14 protein-coding genes are annotated in these 20,039 nt (G+C 47.3%); 9 read left to right on the top strand and 5 right to left on the bottom strand.

Translation table 11 applies throughout. The features are described 5' to 3' along the window. Positions 1-111: 111 nt before the first annotated feature. Positions 112-1,386: a glutamyl-tRNA reductase gene (gene hemA / locus GXP69_RS01030; RefSeq protein ID WP_163911180.1), complete on the bottom strand. Its 1,275-nt coding sequence runs from the start codon at positions 1,384-1,386 to the stop codon at positions 112-114. Positions 1,387-1,500: 114 nt separating this feature from the next. Between hemA and GXP69_RS01025 the strand changes: the two genes are divergently transcribed. The 3 genes from GXP69_RS01025 (at position 1,501) to GXP69_RS01015 (ending at position 9,366) form a co-directional block, all read left to right on the top strand. Then, the gene (locus tag GXP69_RS01025) at positions 1,501-2,682 is read left to right on the top strand and encodes a sensor histidine kinase (RefSeq protein WP_163911177.1); all 1,182 of its coding nucleotides are present in this window, start codon (positions 1,501-1,503) and stop codon (positions 2,680-2,682) included. Between the two features lie 127 nt (positions 2,683-2,809). Then, complete coding sequence (locus GXP69_RS01020; protein ID WP_317164552.1) at positions 2,810-3,748, top strand: GNAT family N-acetyltransferase; 939 nt, start codon at positions 2,810-2,812, stop codon at positions 3,746-3,748. Between the two features lie 503 nt (positions 3,749-4,251). Continuing rightward, the gene (locus GXP69_RS01015; protein WP_163911174.1) at positions 4,252-9,366 is read left to right on the top strand and encodes a T9SS type A sorting domain-containing protein; all 5,115 of its coding nucleotides are present in this window, start codon (positions 4,252-4,254) and stop codon (positions 9,364-9,366) included. Positions 9,367-9,438: 72 nt separating this feature from the next. On the opposite strand, the gene GXP69_RS01010 is transcribed toward GXP69_RS01015, so the two are convergent. Both GXP69_RS01010 and dusB read right to left on the bottom strand, forming a co-directional pair. After that, positions 9,439-10,338 (bottom strand): DMT family transporter, encoded by a 900-nt coding sequence (locus tag GXP69_RS01010; protein WP_235925520.1) that lies wholly within the window; start codon positions 10,336-10,338, stop codon positions 9,439-9,441. A 660-nt stretch (positions 10,339-10,998) separates the two neighbouring features. Further along, a complete protein-coding gene (gene dusB / locus GXP69_RS01005) occupies positions 10,999-11,994 on the bottom strand; it encodes a tRNA dihydrouridine synthase DusB (RefSeq protein ID WP_163911171.1) in 996 nt (331 codons plus the stop codon). A 53-nt stretch (positions 11,995-12,047) separates the two neighbouring features. Between dusB and GXP69_RS01000 the strand changes: the two genes are divergently transcribed. The 4 genes from GXP69_RS01000 (at position 12,048) to GXP69_RS00985 (ending at position 16,054) form a co-directional block, all read left to right on the top strand. Then, the gene (locus GXP69_RS01000) at positions 12,048-12,998 is read left to right on the top strand and encodes a CPBP family intramembrane glutamic endopeptidase (RefSeq protein WP_163911168.1); all 951 of its coding nucleotides are present in this window, start codon (positions 12,048-12,050) and stop codon (positions 12,996-12,998) included. 58 nt (positions 12,999-13,056) lie between these two features. Further along, entirely contained in the window at positions 13,057-13,884 is an 828-nt protein-coding gene (locus GXP69_RS00995) for a phosphatidate cytidylyltransferase (protein ID WP_204281876.1), read from the top strand. A gap of 88 nt (positions 13,885-13,972) precedes the next feature. Next, positions 13,973-15,247 (top strand): Glu/Leu/Phe/Val family dehydrogenase, encoded by a 1,275-nt coding sequence (locus tag GXP69_RS00990; protein ID WP_163911165.1) that lies wholly within the window; start codon positions 13,973-13,975, stop codon positions 15,245-15,247. A 123-nt stretch (positions 15,248-15,370) separates the two neighbouring features. After that, on the top strand, positions 15,371-16,054 hold the full coding sequence (locus tag GXP69_RS00985) for a phosphatidylserine decarboxylase family protein (protein ID WP_163911163.1): 684 nt from the start codon (positions 15,371-15,373) through the stop codon (positions 16,052-16,054). Positions 16,055-16,342: 288 nt separating this feature from the next. On the opposite strand, the gene GXP69_RS00980 is transcribed toward GXP69_RS00985, so the two are convergent. Together GXP69_RS00980 and ribD are read right to left on the bottom strand one after the other, a co-directional pair. Then, a complete protein-coding gene (locus GXP69_RS00980; RefSeq protein ID WP_163911160.1) occupies positions 16,343-16,825 on the bottom strand; it encodes a GAF domain-containing protein in 483 nt (160 codons plus the stop codon). Between the two features lie 35 nt (positions 16,826-16,860). Beyond that, a complete protein-coding gene (gene ribD / locus GXP69_RS00975) occupies positions 16,861-17,874 on the bottom strand; it encodes a bifunctional diaminohydroxyphosphoribosylaminopyrimidine deaminase/5-amino-6-(5-phosphoribosylamino)uracil reductase RibD (RefSeq protein WP_163912879.1) in 1,014 nt (337 codons plus the stop codon). Between the two features lie 203 nt (positions 17,875-18,077). Here ribD and prmC point away from each other — a divergent pair, with 203 nt between their 5' ends. After that, positions 18,078-18,932 carry a peptide chain release factor N(5)-glutamine methyltransferase gene (gene prmC, locus GXP69_RS00970; RefSeq protein ID WP_163911157.1) on the top strand — a complete coding sequence of 285 codons (855 nt, stop codon included), beginning with the start codon at positions 18,078-18,080 and terminating at the stop codon, positions 18,930-18,932. 72 nt (positions 18,933-19,004) lie between these two features. Further along, positions 19,005-20,039: a UDP-glucose 4-epimerase GalE gene (gene galE, locus GXP69_RS00965; RefSeq protein ID WP_163911154.1), complete on the top strand. Its 1,035-nt coding sequence runs from the start codon at positions 19,005-19,007 to the stop codon at positions 20,037-20,039.

Here is a 20,039-nt window from a genome sequence, read left to right as displayed (position 1 = left end):
CTGTTAATTAAAAAGGCCAAAGGCCTCCGAAGTGCTTTTATAGTTGCTTTCGGGGGCCTTTGGCCTTTTCATTTACTAAAAAAAAGTAGCTATTTACTTATTTATATAGTCTTATAGTTTAATCTCTTCAGCCTGATTTTCCAGGTTAAATAAATCATTCAGCACGTCGATCAGGGTTTCGGCCTCGCCGCGTTTGCAGGCTGCTTTCAGTTGCAGCACCGGCAGCTTTATGATCTTCTGCATCATAGACTTGGTAATGCTGTCGATGTACTTCGCTTCTTTCGGGCCAAGCTTTTTCATGTAACGTGCAATCTCTTCCTGGCGGATGGTCTCTAGCGCGTTCTTCAGCTTGTTTATAGTTGGCGATACCACCATCTCTTTCGACCAATCGTTGAACTGCTCGATAGACTCTGCAATGATCGCTTTAACTTTAGGAATAGAGTTAATTCGCTGCTGCAGTGCTTCTGATGCCTTGTTCTGAATAGTATCGATGTTATAAACCAGCACGCCCGGTATAGTTTCCACATCAGGCTCCACGCTGCGTGGCACCGACAGGTCTATAAAGAACTTGAACGACAGGATATCAAGGCGCTGGATCATTTCCTTTGTGAAGAACGGCGTTTCGCGGGCTACCGAGGAGATGATCACATCCGCTTCTTTCAGGCCCTGTACAATATCTTCAAAAGGAAGAACTTCCATATTGCACTCCTCGGCCAAGTGTTGTGCCTTGGTAAGGGTGCGGTTTGTTATTTTAACGTCCGTAAAGCTGCTGTCTTTCAGGTTGCGGCACACATCTGCACCAATCTCACCTAATCCCACAACTAAAATTTTCGGATCAGCTATGTCGGCAGTCAGTTCTTCTATCAGCTCTACAGCGGCATAAGAGGTAGAGGCAGCTCCATCGCGGAAAGCTGTTTCCTGTACCACGCGCTTGTTGGTAAAGAAGATCGTGTGCATCAGGCGGTGCAGGAACGGGCCGGCTGTATCGTTATCAGCAGACCACTGGTATGCCTGTTTCGCCTGGTTCGAGATCTGCATATCGCCTACCACCTGCGACTCCAGCCCCATCGAAACATCGAAGAGATGCTGTACGGCGTCGTTGTGCTCGTTCAGGATGGTGAAGTAATCGAAGTACTGCGAGATATTATCAATGCCTTTGGTGATGCCCAGCAGCTTTACAATATCGCGGCTATAGTCGGTATCAGCGTTGTAATAAACTTCGGTGCGGTTGCAGGTCGAAAGCACCAGTATGTCAGATGCCTGAATAAAATTCTTTAGCGTCTGAAGGAATTGCCTGCAGGAGGTCTCATCTAAGGCAATCAGTTCCCTGATATCCAGCGGAGCTTTCTTATAGGATAGGCTGATTGCTTTAAAATTCTGTAGCATAATGGCTTTAGGAATACTAAAGTGCAAATTTACGGTTTGATTTATCAAAAATAAAACTTACTTGCCTTTATTACTTAATTTATACTAATTTCAATTAGTTTTCGTGTTGCCTGCATGATACCCATTTACTCTCAGAAAAACAGAATAAAGTTTATAGTTGTAATTATCGCACTCATAATAGGAGCTGCAACTATAACATATACCAATATTCTGGTAAGTAAGTTATCGGAGCGGGAGCAGGAATTGGTGCAATTATATGCCAAGGGTTTGCGCTATATGATCAACGCACCCTCAGACGACAACATTGTTTTTATAGAGGAAGAAATCCTGTCGGCAAATACCACGGTTCCCGTTATCCTTACTGATGAAAACGAAAACATCCTCGATTCCAAGAACATCGATATCCCCCAAAATGTTGCCGACGATCCTAAGAAAGTGAACGAACTGCTGCAGCGGCAGATTGAGATAATGAAAAACCAGCACGCACCGATCGTTGTGCCGTGGGCTGAGGGCTCTGTAAACTATGTTTTCTATAAGGATTCGGACCTGCTGTCGCAGCTGCGCTATTACCCGTATGTGCAGCTGATGGTAATTGCCTGCTTTTCTCTGATGGCGTATTTTGCCTTCAGCTACTCGCGTAAGGCGGAGCAGAACAGGGTTTGGGTTGGCCTGGCCAAAGAAACAGCGCACCAACTGGGCACGCCGCTCTCGTCGCTGATGGCCTGGTACGAGTACATGAAGGCAAGCCCGAAGTTTGAGAACGAACCTATAGTTGCCGAACTCTGGAAAGATATCCGGAGGCTGGAAGTAATTACCGAACGTTTCTCCAACATTGGCTCCGTACCGCTGCTCCGCGACGAGAACATATTCCAGGTAACGCAAAATGCGATCAACTACTTACAGAATCGCATCTCAAGCAAAGTAGAGATGCAGGTGGTCTCAACCTTCTCGCCGGATATAACCGCCAAAGTAAACGTGCCGCTCTTTGACTGGGTGATCGAGAACATTTGTAAGAATGCGGTTGATGCCATGGAAGGCCGCGGCAGTATTACGCTGCAGCTTGTTTTGCTGGGCAAAAGCAGCATCGCCATCGATATTGCCGATACGGGCAAAGGCATCCCGAAAAGTAAAATGGATTCTGTTTTTCTGCCAGGGTACACCACCAAAAAGCGTGGCTGGGGCTTGGGGCTAGCGCTGGCCAAACGTATTATCGATAATTACCACCGCGGCAGGCTATATGTAAAGTCATCGGAAGTTGGCAAAGGAACCACTTTCCGGATTGTGCTGAATCGTTGATTGTTAAATTGCTGATTGTTGAATTGCTGTACAGGGGAATTGGATTTATGTTAATCCGTTATCTTCCTTAATCTGCAGAGCAGTCAGGAATCATAAAATCAGATAAATCCCTTTAATCACTGGTCTTGTGGAAGTAGTAAAGTATAGTTCAAAGGATAGCGCCGCCTGGGATGCTTTTGTGAAGGCATCCAAGAACGGTACCTTTCTGCTTTACCGCCAGTACATGGAGTACCATGCCGACCGGTTTGAAGACCACTCGCTGCTGTTTTACAGAAAAGGAAAGCTCATAGCGCTTTTGCCGGCCAATGTGGTCGGCACAGAAGTACAGTCGCATGGAGGGCTGAGCTATGGCGGTATAGTGAGCGGAGCTGAAATGAAAGCACAACTGATGCTGGAGGTATTTGAGGCCATGCTGCAATACTATAGCGCGCTGGGGTTTGAAGCTGTAAACTATAAAGCCATACCGCACATTTACCACCGGCAACCTGCCGAAGAAGACCTGTACGCCCTTTTCATAAACAAGGCAACCCTATACCGCCGCGACCTGAACACCGTTATCTCGCTTGCTGACAAGCTGCCCTATAATACGCTCCGCAAACGCAGCCTGAAACAGGCAGCCGTTGTTGGTATTGAAATTTCGGAGAGCCAGGATTTTGAGACTTTCTCAACTATAAACCAGCAGCTACTGGCACAAAAGTATGATGTCGCGCCTGTGCACACAGCCGCAGAATTACAGTTGCTGGCATCCCGTTTTCCGGAAAATATCAGGCTTTATATTGCCACGCACGCTTCGGAAATGCTGGCTGGCATACTGGTATATGAAACCGCAACTGTTGCGCACTGCCAGTACATTGCCGCTACCCCCCAGGGGAAGGAACTTGGAGCACCAGACCTGCTTACAGGCTACCTGCTTACAGAAGTTTATGCCCATAAAAAATACTTCAGTTTCGGAGTTTCAACAGAGCAGCAAGGTGCTTACTTAAACCAGAATCTGGTGCAGTATAAAGAGAGCTATGGTGGGCGCACCATCATGCACGACTTTTATAAATTACCCATCCGTAAGTAAAACAAGGGCTAGCAGTCTTCTGTATGCTGTCTGTCGGCTATAGTTTATGCAATTTCCTTAGACTATAGTTGTGCCTAAATCACAATAAACATTTCTTTTTGGTCCAAAATGCACTTTGTAAAGTCGCCATTTCTGTTCTAAAGCTTAGCGAACTCAAATTTGCCTAAAACAAGCATAGACACTATTTGATATGGTTTTTAAAACATTTATTTAAGCAATTCATGGTGGTTGGTTAAATTTATTGTGCAAAAAATCATAACAAATCTTGCGTTGTATGCGTAAATTCATATATATTTATGGATGGGTGCAAGTGATGTCTGTTTGGTGCAATTATAGGCTCCTTTGCCCTAGATCAGAATACAGAATGCATACCTGCTCTTCAGTCCAACATCAGGAATTACCATTGAAGTAACCAGCTAAGCTGTACTATTTCAAGTGATGGTGCTACAAAACAAGCATTAGCATACGCTTACCCCGGATTCTCACGTCAACTTTTGCTGTATATGAATGCCACAACTGTCAGGGTACTTCTGATTAAAAAAATCGTGCTTATACTGTTTGCCTGGGCTGGGCTAAACTATAGCGCACAGGCACAAACGACTACCACTACAACATGGCTCGGCCAGACAGATTCCTGGAGCACGGGTACTAATTGGTCCGGAGGGGTTGTTCCAACAGCAAGCACAAACGTTATAATTCCAGTTGTATCAGCACCAAGAAAAGCGCCGGTAATTAACATTAATGGTATAGCCGAGTGTCTCTCACTTACAATACAACCAGGTGCAAGTCTGGAAGTCAGCAATGACAAAGGCATGACCATACATGGCGATGTTACGATCGGGGCGGGGGCAACTTTTACAAATGACGGCTCAGCTATAGAAGTAAAGGGCAGCTGGGTAAACAATGGTGTATATGTGGAAACCATTTTCGTGCGCGGACAATCTATTAATGCCAGAAGCAATCAGAACCCACGGATTACCTTTTCAGGTGCTGATAAAACTATGGGCGGAACAAGTGCCAGCACGTTCAGTAATATTTTGATCAGTGGCAGCATTACCTTAACAAACAACATAGCCACGACCGGCCTGGAAAAGAACAAAGTCACAGCTGATCCGCAGTTACAACTTACCGGCAGCCTCGACCCCCAGCTAAACAGGGTAACACTGGCAACCGGGCCAGCCCTACAGCCTTTTGTAATTGGTGCCGGGGCAACTGCCTTTGTAAAAGCTTCTACCTACTACGCGAACTATAGTATTGTGCCGTCTGCAATGGCAACAACCAGTGTTATAGACTATGCCGCATCAGGGAATCAAACTATAACCAAAGACATAACCTACCCGATATTGCGGGTGAGCGGCAGTGGCATAAAAGCGCTGCAGGATAATACCAATCTGCTGGCAACCACAACCGATGTGCAGGTGCAGGTAGTAGGCGGCACCCTGGATGTAGGTAACTTTACATTGAACAGAAGCACAGCCGATGGCAGAATAAGAATAGCAACGGGAGCAACCCTGCGTATTGGGGGTAATAAGCCTTTTCCGGCTGCCTACCCGACCAGAACATTTGAGCCAAACAGCACCGTTGAATATTATGGCGCAGCGCAGGCAGTAACACCCCTTACGGCACCTGATTACTGGCACCTGGTTATAAGCGGCAGTGGCAGCAAAATAATGCCAGCTACCCCAATGCTGATACAGGGCAATTTAACCAGCACCCAAAGGGCAGTCGTTAACGCCAGTGCAGCCATAACAGTAAACGGAAACCTGATAACAGCTACAGAAAGCGCCTTTACAGGAAATACTTTAGGGCATACTATAAAAGGCGATGTGCTGAATAACGGCACTTTTACGCATGGCAACGGTACCATAACCATAAGTGGCAACTGGATTAACAACGGCGTTTTTAACCATGCCGGCGGAACTATAAAGTTCGATGGCAGTGCGAATACAACAATAACCGGAACTACCACTTTCAATACATTGGCGATAGAAAAGGCCGCCTTAACAAACTATGTAAGTCTGAACCATACTGTAACAGCTGCAAACCTTAACCTGGCCAGTGGAGATTTACACACCGGAATTAATAAAATAATCCTTACAAACAACCGGAGCGGCAATGGCTGGGTGGTGGGCACACTTACCAGACAACACAATTTTGTATCGGGAGTGGGCTATGCGTTTAACGGTTCTTTTGCAACACTTACATTTAGTGGAGCAGCTGGTGTAAGCGAAGCAACTATGAAAACGGGGCAGGCCGGGTTTGTGCCAAGCGGCTTTACGACAGGTAAATCGATAAACAGGATGTACGAAGTGCAGGTACCTGCCGGAACATTTACCAACGCCAGTCTGCAATTACAATATCAGGATGCGGAGTTGAATAACTGCGAAGAAAGCGGCCTGAAATTATATTTTTCGCCAACCGGAACCAGCACCTGGAGCAATGCCAGCCGCCATGACTATAACGATACACAAAATTGGGTAAGACGCAATGGCCTTACCAGCCTCAACGGTTTCTGGACCCTGACAGATAACCCAAGCACTTATAAATGGGATGGCTCTGCAGACATAAACTGGGAAAACGGGGCCAACTGGGAAGTATTTACAGATGGTCCGCCAACCCGCGGGGTAGCAGGCCCCATGAGCTCTGATTTTGTAGAGTTGGGCAGCCTGAAAGCCATAAGACAGCCAACTATAAGTACTGATGTGTGGGTACGAGATGTCCGTTTCTTCGGAACTGACCAGATAACCTTAACTATGGCGGCAGGTTCGCTGCGCACTACCGGCAACCTGGCAACTATAGGTGCAGGCAGCAACGTGCAGCATGCACTATATGGCAACGCACAAAATATAACGATAGGCGGTGACCTGATCTTGAATGATGGAAGTACCGGAAACAATCTGAGCCTGAACACCACAACGGGCAATGTAATTATAGCCGGTAATATTGCACACCGCGCCACTAGCAATATAAACCTGGGCTCAGGCAGCCTGGCTATAGCTGGCAACTATAACTACGAAGCAGGGAGTTTTACAGGAGGTACATCAACGGTAACCTACAACGGAACCAGTTCGCAGCTTGTCGCAGCTGTGCCATATCACCACCTGGCAATAAATAAAGCAGCCGGTACTGCCAACTATACCGCAACTATACCGCAGGGCATAAGTGGTAACCTGAGTGTTGTAAATGCCGGCACGCTTAACCTGAACATGCCCACGCTAACTATAGGTGGTGGTGTGAATCTGACAGCAGGAGCCTTGCATGCGAACGCGTCAACTATAGACCTGAAAGGCAACTGGACTACCGCTAACCTGACCTCGTTTGTACCCGGCAGCAGCACAGTTATATTCTCAGGTAGTGCAAACCAGCGTGTATCAGCTACAAACTTCCATCATCTGCAAAAAACAACAGCCAATACCCTGACCACCACCGGTAACTCAACTATAGGCGGTAACCTCACCCTGCTTTCTGGAATAATGGTGCTGGATGGTCATACTCTAAACCATGGTGGTACGAATGGCGCACTGGCGTTAGCTGATAATGCGACGTTACGGGTACAGGGTGCAGCTGCTTTTCCGGCTAATTTCGCCAACTATAGTTTAGGACAGCAGAGCACCGCCATTTATAGTGCCACCGGCGCTGGTATTGCCGGTGTAACCTATGGTAACTTGAGCTTACAGAATGGCAGCACAGGAGCTTTGCTAGGAGATACGCGTGTGGCCAACCAGATGCAGCTAGCCAGCGGAGCCGTTTTGAATGATGCACCTGCTACCTTAACCTTAAACCGAGACCTGCAGAACAGCGGAACTATAAATGCACCTAATACCAACCTGGTGTTTACCAGCGCCTCGGCCCAACTGGGTACATTCCCTGGTGCAGGATCAGCAACAATCAGAAATGCAACTATAGAGGCAGGAGCCAGTCTGAATGTCTCACAGAGTCTGACGTTGTATGGTAACCTCACCAATAATGGCAATAGCTTTAGCGCTTTAGCAACCCAGGTTGTTTTTGCTGGTGCTGACAACGCAACTATAGTTTCCGGATTCCCCATCGTGATAGACCAGCTGCGAATTGCTAAGGCCGCACCAACTGCTACGGTTACGCTTCAGTCGCCGGTTATAAATATGCAGCGCGTGGACGTATTGAGCGGAACCTTAGATGCAGCCAATCAGACCCTTACGGAGAGATTTGGTGTAGTATCATCGTTAACTATAGCTGATGGTGCTACCATGCGCGTTGGTGGAGCAAACAGCTTCCCGGCTTTCGATAACTATAGTTTAGCGGCTAACAGTTATGCAGTATATAATGGCAACAACCAACAGGTAAAAAGCATACAGTACGGGCACCTGCATCTGCTGAACACGGCCACTGCCACCTTCGAGAACGGCATAGTCAAAGTGGCCGGCAATATGTTAAAAGGAAATGAAGCAACGGTAGTTACCCCGCACACAGTAGAATTTAACGGCAGCACAGATCAGTCGGTGCCTGGTATCAACTATAAGAACCTGGTGTTTTCAGCAGCTGGCAATAAGAATCTAACTGGAAACGCACTTGTTGCCGAAAAGCTGTCGCTTACAGCCGGCATGGTGCGGACACATGCTTACGAACTGGAGCTTGGACCTACTGCTACAATGGAAGGCGAGCGCGAAGATAGTTTTGTGTTGGGCACTCTTAAAACAACACGCACCGTGCCGGCAGGCGTGAGATCGGACTTCGGTGGGATGGGCATTGCGGTTACTCCAGCGCTGGAGGCAGGTGCAGCTACCATGCGGCGTGTAACCGGAACGTCAGTAGGGCAGGACAACAACAGCATCAGGCGTTACTACCATTTCGTGCCCGAAGTAAATGTAGGCAAACTGAACGCAACCATAGAAGCCGCTTACCTTACCGCAGACCTCAACGGGCACGAGGAAGCTGCATTGCAACTCTTTACTGCCCGGTTTCTGGCCGATGGTTGGACAGCCATTTCGGAGATCGGTAATACCCGTACCGGCAAAACCATTACCGCAACAGGCGTTAACAGTTTCAACTTCCTTACTTTCGGCACATCTGTAATGCCGCTGCCGGTAGAGCTGGTTTATTTTAAGGCTGTGAAAGAAGGGCGTAATGCCATGCTGCAATGGAAAACCGCATCAGAGAAAGATAATGCAGGTTTTGAAGTACAGGTGTCAACTGATGGCAAAAACTACCTGAAGATCGGGTTTGTAGAAAGCACAGTCGGCACATCGGCAGTAGCGCAACACTATAGTTTTACAGATGCCCGCAACGGTAAAAATGGTGTGTTGTACTACCGCATCAAGCAACTGGATACAGATGGCACGGCAACGTTGTTCGGCCCCGCTGCAGTAAATTTTGGCAATGTAACAGCTACCACCGTAGCAGCATATCCTAACCCTTTCGAGAAGAACATACAACTGGCGATAAATGCGGAGCAGGACGGCAAGGCAACTATAGCACTTTATACAGTTGGCGGGCAGGTTATTCTGAAGCAGGATCAACAGCTGTTAAAAGGTGCTTCGGTACTGGAGGTACCGCTAAACGAAAACCTGCAACGTGGCATGTACCTGCTTACGGTAGCCTTCGGAAACCAAACGCAAACCCTGAAGCTGATCAAAAGATAACCTTAATAGTTTCTGCGAAAGAAAAGGCTCCTGTTTTGCAGGAGCCTTTCTTATTGCTATAGTTTGGTTCTGTTACCTCGCCCTGTTCACGATAAACACACCAACCAGAATAATCACCATGCCTACATAATGCCAAAGGTGTATAGTCTCGCCATCCAGCACGCCCCACATCAGCGCAACTATAGGAATCAGGTAAGTAGATGAACTGGCAAACAGCGGCGTAGAGATATGGATAAGCTTATTGAAAAGCACGAGCCCAACAGCCGTACTGAAAACAGCAAGTATGGCAATGTAAAGCAACGCTTCGCCGGCGCCGGGTGTGTGTTGCAGTTTATCAAATGCATCGGTGGTGAGCAGGTAAATAAAAGCCATAGGGCCTACCGTAAGCAAAGCCAGGCTCGACATTACAAAAGGTTTCAGGCCCTGCAGTTTGTATTTAATGATGTTCACGCTGCCGCCATAGCAAATGGTAGCCACCACGATGTAGAGGCCATACATAGTATTGTCGAAATTGGTGTTTTCGCCGCCCGAAAAGATAAGAACCGCTGTGCCCGCAATACCGATGATAATTCCGAGCATGCGCATCCAGGTGATAGGCTGATGAAAGAAAGCAGCACCTACCAACAGTGTAAAGAGTGCGGTAAGCGAGTTTAGTACACCAGCCAGGCCACTCGCAAGCCGGGTTTCGGCGTAAGCGAACAGGAAAGCCGGAATAAGGTTGCCCAGCAGTCCGCTACCCAGCAAAAACTTCCAATGGCGTGGTTCCGCATGCCGGATATGCTTGATTGCCCACGGCAGCAGCGTAAGGCAGGCAATCGTTATACGCCATGCGCCCAGCTCGTCCGACGAGTACACCACCAATCCCTTTTTGATCAGGATAAAGGAAGTGCCCCAGATAAGCGCCAGTATAACCACCAGGAACCAAGCCAGCGCCGAAGCCCCCGTTTTATGTTGATCTGAAATGTTAGCCAATTAGGTTGTGAATTTAGAAAGTTTGTACGTTGAAAAGTGGCTGCAAAAGTAGAAGATTTTTATAGTTAAAAGTTAGAAAGTTTGAGAAGTTAAAAAGTTAAAATTGCTGTGAGCTTACAGTACCTATAGAACTATAACCTTAACTATAGCAATAGCCGAAAAAGTCCATTATTGAAGGGGGGCAGGGGGATGACAAAAAGCAACTATAGAACGATAGGTAAAACATAACTATAGCAGTAATTCCCCTCTCGGGAGGGGTAGGGGTGGGTTATTGTAGTAGCCTGATTTCTAAGCGATCAAGATTCTTTCGGGGTGACAGAAGAAAAGAAATAACCAGAATAACGCGGACTAAGAAGTCCGCAGCAGATTGGTTTCGGACTAGGAAGTCCGAAACAGTGATAGAAAAACTATAGAACTATAGCCCAAACTATAGCAGTAGCAGTAAATTCCCCGCCTTAGACAAGGAGGGGTTAGGGGTGGTTGGATCTACTTCAACTAATAGAACTATAGCAGAGACCGAATTCTAAGAATTAAGCTCCCTCTCCTGTTTGGAGGTAGGGGCTCTCCATAAAAGGAGAGCATTGAGGTGAGGTAGACAAAAAACGCCCGTCGCAAAAGCAACAGGCGTTCTATAGTATGACTTTCTAACTTCTAAACTTTCTAACTTTCTAACTCCGCATAGCTCATAGTCTGTGCGATTTCATCCAGCGTGTCGTAAATTTCCTGAATGTCTTCGGACTGCACCAGTTTCATGCGCAGCGGTTTGAAGTGTGGCAGACCACGGAAGTAATTGGTATAGTGGCGGCGCATCTCAAAAATGCCCAGTTTGTCGCCTTTCCATTCCAGAGAGTGGGTGAAATGCTGACGGCAAACTTCTACGCGTTCTTCCAGTGTTGGGCCCGGTAACATTTCGCCGGTTGCCATGTAATGCTTTATCTCGTTAAAGATCCACGGGTAACCAATGCTAGCGCGGCCGATCATAATACCATCTACGCCATACTTATTGCGGTACTCCAGTGCCTTCTGCGGAGAGTCAATGTCGCCGTTTCCGAAGATCGGGATGTGCATGCGCGGGTTATTCTTTACTTCTGCAATCAGGCTCCAGTCGGCTTCGCCTTTATACATCTGCACACGCGTGCGACCGTGTATGCTCAGCGCTTTTATCCCGATATCTTGTAATCTTTCCGCAGTTTCTACGATGTACTTGGTGTTTTCGTCCCAGCCCAGGCGGGTTTTAACGGTAACCGGCAGGTTGGTTGCTTTCACAATTTCCTCGGTCATCTTCACCATTTTGGGTACATCGCGCAGCAGGGCAGCACCGGCACCTTTGCAGGCTACATTCTTTACCGGGCAGCCATAGTTAATATCTATCAGGTCTGGCCCGGCCTGCGACGAAACGATTGCTGCTTCGCGCATCGACTCAATATCGGAGCCAAATATCTGAATACCAATGGGGCGTTCGTAATCAAAAATATCCAATTTCTGGACACTTTTGGCTGCGTCGCGTATCAAACCTTCAGAGGAAATGAATTCAGTGTACATCAGGTCGGCCCCGTTGGCTTTGCACACTTTCCGGAACGGCGGATCGCTCACGTCTTCCATAGGTGCCAGCAGCAGCGGGAACTCGCCCAGTTCTATGTTCGCTATCTTTACCAAAGCAAAATTTAATTATTCGCGTAAATTTACACCAATTTAACCTAAACTCCTGTATGAAAGGTTTCATCTCTAAAGAGACACACCCGGCTTCCGTGCTGATTTTGTTACTGGCATTTATGGTAGGCGGCTACTTTGTGGGCAGTTTTTTCTTTGCTGTGCTGGCTATTGCTGTGTTTGATATCAGCTTTATACAAATGCCCGACATAGCCTTAGACCCTGCGTCGCACCCAAGCGGACGCAATATTATGCTGCTGCTGCAGGGGGTGGTGCAATTCATGTCTTTTGTAGTTGGGCCGCTTATTATGCTGCGGGTTTTAAAATATAAGATCGATCCGTATCTGAACTGGAAAATGCCGGTTACGCCGCTGCTGGTGCTGCTTTCAGGTCTTCTGATGATCATTATTATGCCTGCCAACTCCGTTATTATAAACTGGAATGCCACAATGAGTTTTCCGGATTTTATGAGTGACTTTGAGCAGTGGGCACGTGCCAAAGAAGACGAACTGGCTGCACTAACCAAGATGATCGCCAACTTTGATGATGTGCCAAAGCTGCTGGTTGGTTTGCTGGTGATTGCTGTGATACCGGCCATTGGCGAAGAAATCGTGTTCCGTGGTGTTTTACAAAAGCAACTGCACCGCTGGACAGGTAATCCGCATGTCGCCATCTGGATTGCGGGGTTAATATTTGCGGCCATTCACGTGCAGTTCTTCGGATTTGTACCGCGCGCTATACTGGGTGCCCTGTTTGGCTACCTGTACTTCTGGTCGGGCCGCATCTCGGTACCTATAGTTGCGCACTTTTTTAATAACGGTTTTACCGTGCTGCTGCTATACCTGCAGCAAACCGGCGCGGTAGATTTTGATATAGAGTCGACGGAGCCAATGAACTGGTGGAGCGTGCTAATTTCGTTTCTGTTGAGCGCGGCTGTATTGTACTACTTGTATACAGAGTTTAAAGAAGTGCCGAAACGAGAACAGGCTCTGGCCGAAACTGAGGTATAGACGTCCGAAAATATAGATAATTTTATACCTTTAATGCTCAAACAGCATCCTCTACTAAATGGGCAAGAATATTTCGGGACTGAGTAATGTATGGCAACGTATTATAGTAGGGGTGTTGGGCGCCGCCCTGTTTGTGGGTAGTATTGTAGTTAACCCCTGGGCTTATGCGGCTCTTTTCCTTGGTCTTACCTTGCTGGGCTTACTGGAGTTCTATAAACTGGCAGGTGCGCAGGATATAAGACCTAACAAAGGTATAGGCATCGCGTTGGGTGGCCTGCTGTATGTTTCCTTTTTCCTGATAGAAGAAGAGATCATGTCGCCGCAGCTTCTGTACCTAACGCTCCCGCTACTGGGGCTGGTTTTTGTGCTGGAACTATACCGCAAGCAGCCTCAACCTTTCACTAACATTGCTTTTACACTGCTGGGTGTTTTATATGTGGCGCTGCCATTCGGGCTGCTGCACAAAGTGGCCTACCTGCCCGGTGACTATACCTGGCAACCCGTGCTTGGCCTGATGCTGCTGATCTGGTCTGCCGATACCGGGGCGTATATTGCAGGGAAAAACTTCGGGAAAAATAAATTACTGGAGCGCGTATCGCCGGGCAAAACCTGGGAAGGTTGGGCTGGTGGCACTGTGCTCACCATGCTGGTAGGCTATGTGCTGAGCATATACCTGCAGGACCTGACCGTGGCTCAGTGGCTGGGGATCAGTATTATAGTTGCTGTTTTTGGCGTGCTCGGCGATCTGGTAGAGTCCATGCTAAAGCGCAGCCTGGGCGTGAAGGATTCGGGTACGCTTTTGCCTGGCCACGGCGGTATTCTGGACCGTTTTGACAGCCTTATTATGTCTATTCCGTTTATAGTGGCATATCTGCAAATCTTCTGATTTTGTTGCTTGGACATTTGCAGGTTAAAAGTGTAATTTATATACCTTTGCTTCGTAATAATCACTGATAAACTCAAAAAGTTAAAGTATGTTATACAAAGAGCCAGCACCCATCAAGGACAGAGAAAACCCTTTCGAATCGATGATGTCACGCTTCAATGTTGCAGCCGAAATATTGGGGCTCGATGAAGAAATATACAATGTACTAAAGTCTCCTACCCGCCAGGTTATTGTGAATGTACCTGTTACAATGGATGATGGCAAAGTGCGTGTTTTTGAGGGTTACCGTGTCATACATTCCACTATCCTTGGTCCGTCAAAAGGCGGTATTCGTTATGCTCCGGATGTGTTTCTGGATGAAGTAAAGGCGCTTGCTGCCTGGATGACCTGGAAATGTGCCGTAGTGGATATTCCTTACGGTGGTGCCAAAGGCGGTATAATATGCGATCCGTTTACCATGTCGGCTGGCGAAATAGAGCGCTTGACAAGAGCCTACACGGCGGCACTGGCTGATACTTTTGGCCCTGACCAGGATATTCCGGCGCCGGACATGGGTACAGGCCCGCGCGAGATGGCCTGGCTGATGGATGAATACTCTAAAACGAAAGGCTCTACGGTACATGCTGTTGTTACTGGTAAGCCACTTGTACTGGGCGGCTCGCTGGGGCGTGTAGAAGCTACTGGCCGTGGCGTAATGGTTTCGGCAATGGCTGCTATGGATAAGCTGGGCATGGATCCGGCAAAATCAACTGCTGCTATTCAGGGTTTTGGTAATGTTGGCGCATGGGCTGCCAAACTGATGGCAGAACGTGGCGTGAAGATTTTGGGCGTGAGTGATGTGAGCGGTGCTTACTGGAACGACAACGGCATCAATATTGAAGATGCCATTGAGTACAAAAACGCACATAATGGCCGTCTGGAAGGTTACAAGGGTGCTGAAATGATGGACCCGGATGAACTGCTGACATCTAAAGTAGATGTGATTGTGCCGGCCGCTGTAGAAGATGTGATCACGATAAAGAACGTAGAAAAGATACAGGCCAGACTTATAGTAGAGGGTGCTAACGGGCCAACTTCTTATAAAGCCGATAACATCATCAACGAAAAAGGAATTATGGTAGTGCCGGATATTCTGGCAAACTCAGGTGGCGTAACAGTATCTTACTTTGAGTGGGTACAGAACCGCATGGGCTTTAAATGGACACTGGACCGCGTGAACGAGCGTGCCGAACGCATTATGAATGAGTCGTTTGAGCGGGTTTATTCCGCATCTCAGAAATATAATGTACCTATGCGTATTGCTGCCTATATTGTTGCTATTGACAAGGTTGCCATGACATATAAGTACCGCGGCGGCTTCTAAGAGAAGATTTAATTTAAAATAAGCAAAAGATTATATAATTTTGGCAAAGCTAATAGCCCATCTACTAAACTGGATGGGCTATTATAACTTATAAAGTGCTGCAGTTTTTTACACAACACACGAATGAAAATTCATAAAGAAGGACGAAAGATTCTGTTTTTTACATTGCTGATATTAGTGGTGCTGAACCTGTTACTGTATCACTTCAACCCTGCTAACAGCACCTTCAACAAAATTTTTACTGGCGTGTCAGTTGTGCTGTTCCTGCTTATACTGCAGTTCTTCCGTAGCCCGTATCGTAACCTGTTGCTGCACGAAGACCTGCTGGTAGCCCCTGCTGATGGTAAAGTGGTGGTAATTGAGGAAGTGGAAGAGCCGGAGTATTTCAAAGACAAGCGTAAGCAGATCTCCATCTTTATGTCGCCGATAAACGTGCACGTTACACGTAACCCGGTTTCAGGCATCGTAAAGTATTTTAAATACCACCCAGGTAACTATTTTGTAGCCTGGCACCCGAAATCAAGCACGCAGAACGAGCGCACTACGGTGGTTGTAGAATCTACTGCCGGCCCAGAGGTGCTTTTCCGCCAGATTGCCGGTGCCATGGCCCGCCGTATAGTTTGGTATGTAAATGAAGGCGACGAAGTAAGCCAGGGCGAAGAGTTTGGTTTCATTAAGTTCGGCTCGCGTGTAGACGTATTTGTGCCACTGGATACGGAAGTTAAGGTTCAGCTAGGTCAGAAAACCAAAGGCGGCGAAACCGTAATTGCCCAGCTTAAAACGCCACCACCAACGTTGTTTGGGTAGTCTTACCTGACAAAGGATTTTTAGACAAAGGACAAAAGACCATAAAAAGGCCGCTGCAACTATAGTTGCAGCGGCCTTTTTGTCTGAACCGGGATTAATGAAGATTTAAGGATTAGCCGAATTTATAAGATGTTGTAATCGCGATTCCAGAAATTCCCCTCCTCGGAGGGGTAGGGGTGGGTTTTATTCCCAACGATCAACTATAGTTCGTGGCTGATAGGACGTTCGTAGGAGCTGCGCACGCTACGAGGTCTTCGAATAACGATTAACAAACAACGAGTAACGAAACTAATACCAGCTCTCTACCAGCTTCATCAGCTGCTCTAGGTATTTCTGGTCAACTTCGTCGAAGTCGTTTAGTTTGTCGCTGTCTACGTCCAATACCAGTTTTACTTCGTCATCTTTTATAACCGGCACTACAATTTCTGATTTAGAGTCGCTGGAGCAGGCAATGTGGCCCGGGAAAGCTTCTACGTCAGGAACCAGTATCGTTTCGCGGCGGGTGTAGCAGGCACCACAAACACCTTTGTGATAAGGAATGCGTGTGCAGGCAATCGGCCCCTGAAACGGACCAAGCACCAACTGGCCTTCTTTGTTAAAATAAACGCCTACCCAGAAAAAGCCGAACCCTTGCTTCAGGGCAGCTACCAGGTTTGAGATGTTAGCGATCAAATCTGTTTCGCCGGTTGTTAAAGCTTCAATTTGCGGTAACAGGCTCTTATATTTTTCTTCTTTACTAAGGTTCTGGTCAACTATAAGCGATTCGGCCATGTATTTAATTGTTGATTGTTAATTGCTGATTGTTGTTAAATATTTCGGTAATGCAACAACTGGTCGGAGCCTAATGTTTGCTGCTCTGTTAATGTGCCATAGTTCATAGTTGGGGCTTTGATGCCATCAGCTATAGTTAAGGCAGTGTTTTTAAGAATAAAAGCTTCGTTCCAGAGGTTTTCTTGCAACAGGCTTTCAAGCAGGTAAGTGCCACCTTCTACTAAAACAGAGATGACATTACGCTTATGCAGATCGGTCATAATCTGTGGCAGCAAGGGTTCGTTTTCATGCAGCTGCACAAAGTACAGATTTTCCTGCTCTTCCTGTTTTTTATAGTTGTAAACTATAGTTGGCTGTCTTCTATCGAACAGGTTTATAGTTTTCGGCAAGCTTAGCTGACGATCTATAACGATTCGGATGGGGCTTTTGCCACTCCAGTGCCGGGTGTTCAGACGTGGGTTATCGTGTAGCGCAGTGCGGGTGCCTACCAAAATGGCTTGCTCTTCGGCGCGAAGCTTATGCACAAAGCGTTTTGCCAGTGCGCCACTTATCTGGACTTGCTCACAACCCGGGCCGGCTATAAATCCATCAGCTGTTTCAGCCCACTTCAGTGTAATGTAAGGTCGTTTCAAACGATGACTGGTAAAAAAGCGCTTGTTCAGCTCCTGGCCTTCCTGCTCCAGCAAGCCGGTCTCTACTTTTATGCCTGCATCCAACAACTTCTGCACACCGCGGCCAGCTACCAACGGGTTCGGGTCCAGGTTACAGATCACGACATCGCGCACGCCACTGTTTATCAGCAAATCAGCACAAGGCGGCGTTTTACCGAAGTGTGAGCAGGGTTCTAACGTTACATACACACGGCTTTCCGGTAAGAGGCTTTTGTCGTGTACACTGGCAATGGCATTTATCTCGGCGTGCGGGCCACCGTACTGGTGGTGCCAGCCTTCACCAATTACCTGCTCCTTATGCATTACCACGCAGCCCACCATCGGGTTAGGGGCCGTATAGCCACTTCCCAATCTGGCAAGTTCCAGCGCACGCCGCATGTAAAACACCTTATTCAAGTTAGAAAGCTCGCTTAGTTAGAAAGTTAAAAAGTTTGGAAGTTAGAAAGTTAAAGGTGTAGAGACGCAATACTTAGCGTCTTGAGTTAGACGTGCAATTTCATCTCTACATCTTCAAACCTCCAAATTTTCAAATCTTAAACCGTACTTTTGCAAAGATACCGAAATCAACACAAACTATACGTGTGACTACCATACAGCAGACAACGCAAACTATAAAACAACAGCTTACGGCCATTTACCCGGAGCCGGAAGCCGGTGCCATAGCACAGCAGGTGCTGGAACATGTGCTGCAACAAAACCGCGTACAACTCAGCCTGAACCAACTACAGGAAATAACTATAGCCCAACAGGAGCAGCTACAAACTATAGTTAGTCGTCTGCTGAAAAATGAACCATTGCAATATGTACTGGGCATAGCGCATTTTTATGGGTTAGAGTTGCAGGTAAATGCCAGTGTGCTTATTCCGCGCCCCGAAACCGAAGAATTGGTAGACCTAGTAATAAAGGAACACCGGAATCAGCAAGGCTTACGGATACTGGATATATGTACTGGCAGCGGTTGCATTCCTGTAGCATTAGCGGCTAACTCACACACAGAAGTAATTTATGGGCTGGAAGTATCGGAGGGAGCCTTGGAGGTGGCGAAGGCTAATGCTGCAAACTATAAGCAAACTATAAACTGGCTGCACCAGGATATTTTCGACGATGTACAAACTATAGTTCCGGGCTCGTTGGATATCATTACCAGCAACCCGCCTTATGTGCTGGAAGAAGAGCAGCAATTGATGCGAGCCAACGTGCTGGACTACGAACCGCACCTGGCCCTTTTCGTACCCGACACCGATCCGCTGAAATTTTACAAACGCATTGCTATAGTAGGCTATAGTTTACTGAAGCTTGGTGGCAAACTGTATTTTGAAATAAACGAACGCTACGGGCAGGAAACCTGCGATGTACTCTTGCAGGCTGGCTTTGCGGAAGCCAAAGTGGTGCAGGATCTGTTTGGCAAAGACCGTATGGTGCGGGCAGTGAAATGATTAGGCAGAATATTGTAACTTTACAAAGAATAAGAGACTAAACCCAGCTTCCAAAGCTGATAGAATATAGACATGCAGAAGATTTTAGTGACAGGCGGTGCTGGCTACATTGGCTCACACACAGTAGTAGAGTTGTTGCAGGCAGGCTATGAGCCGGTTATAGTTGATAATTTTTCTAATTCCGAAGAGCGCTCGCTGGAAGGCATAAAAGCTATAGTTGGGCGCGATGTAACATGCCACCGCATCGACTGTACGGATGCAGATGCCATGCGCCAAGTGTTCGAGCAGGAGCAGACTTTAGTTGGTGTTATCCACTTTGCGGCTTACAAGGCAGTTGGGGAGTCGGTGGAGAAGCCGTTGATGTATTACCACAACAACGTAGGCTCTCTGGTAACGCTGCTGCAGGTAATGCAGGAGTTTGATGTACAAAAACTGGTCTTCTCTTCGTCGTGTACCGTGTATGGTATACCAGAGCAGTTGCCGGTAACCGAGCAAACGCCGGTGCAGAAAGCCAACTCGCCATATGGTAACACCAAAAAAGTATGCGAAGAGATCCTGACTGACCTGGCTAACAGTGGAAATAGCAACATCAAGAGCATAGCGCTGCGTTACTTCAACCCGATCGGGGCGCATCCTTCAGCCCAAATTGGCGAATTACCTTTAGGCGTACCCAACAACCTGGTGCCTTTCATTACGCAAACTGCTGCCGGCATCCGTGAGCAGATCACTGTTTTCGGAGATGATTACGATACCTCAGATGGAACCTGTATCCGCGACTATGTGCATGTAGTGGACCTTGCCAAAGCACATGTAGTAGCTATTGAAAGATTGCTGCGAAATAAAACCGAAGCCATAGAATTTTTTAACGTCGGCACTGGAGAGGGAAATACGGTACTGGAAGCCATTCATGCGTTTGAGCGTGCTACGGGCGTAAAACTGAACTATAAAATAGGTCCGCGCCGCGTGGGCGATGTGCCTAAAATATATGCTGACGTAACCAAGGCTACCGAAGAACTCGGCTTTAAAACCACCAGCACCCTGGAAGAGGCCATGAAAAGCGCCTGGGACTGGCAATTGCATTTACAAAACACTACAGCAGACTTATAA

The organism is Pontibacter burrus, from assembly GCF_010686685.1.
GTDB classification, from domain to species: Bacteria; Bacteroidota; Bacteroidia; order Cytophagales; family Hymenobacteraceae; genus Pontibacter; species Pontibacter burrus.
Note: the sequence above shows the minus strand (reverse complement) of the source record. Positions and strands in the feature narration are given on the sequence as shown.

What these genes read in the sequence shown, in the direction of transcription:
- hemA (WP_163911180.1), bottom strand. Translation starts at nt 1,386, where the DNA reads ATGCTACAGAATTTTAAAGCAATCAGCCTATCCTATAAGAAAGCTCCG.
- GXP69_RS01025 (WP_163911177.1), top strand. Translation starts at nt 1,501, where the DNA reads ATGATACCCATTTACTCTCAGAAAAACAGAATAAAGTTTATAGTTGTA.
- GXP69_RS01015 (WP_163911174.1), top strand. Translation starts at nt 4,252, where the DNA reads ATGAATGCCACAACTGTCAGGGTACTTCTGATTAAAAAAATCGTGCTT.
- GXP69_RS01000 (WP_163911168.1), top strand. Translation starts at nt 12,048, where the DNA reads ATGAAAGGTTTCATCTCTAAAGAGACACACCCGGCTTCCGTGCTGATT.
- GXP69_RS00995 (WP_204281876.1), top strand. Translation starts at nt 13,057, where the DNA reads ATGGGCAAGAATATTTCGGGACTGAGTAATGTATGGCAACGTATTATA.
- GXP69_RS00990 (WP_163911165.1), top strand. Translation starts at nt 13,973, where the DNA reads ATGTTATACAAAGAGCCAGCACCCATCAAGGACAGAGAAAACCCTTTC.
- GXP69_RS00985 (WP_163911163.1), top strand. Translation starts at nt 15,371, where the DNA reads ATGAAAATTCATAAAGAAGGACGAAAGATTCTGTTTTTTACATTGCTG.
- GXP69_RS00980 (WP_163911160.1), bottom strand. Translation starts at nt 16,825, where the DNA reads ATGGCCGAATCGCTTATAGTTGACCAGAACCTTAGTAAAGAAGAAAAA.
- ribD (WP_163912879.1), bottom strand. Translation starts at nt 17,874, where the DNA reads ATGCGGCGTGCGCTGGAACTTGCCAGATTGGGAAGTGGCTATACGGCC.
- galE (WP_163911154.1), top strand. Translation starts at nt 19,005, where the DNA reads ATGCAGAAGATTTTAGTGACAGGCGGTGCTGGCTACATTGGCTCACAC.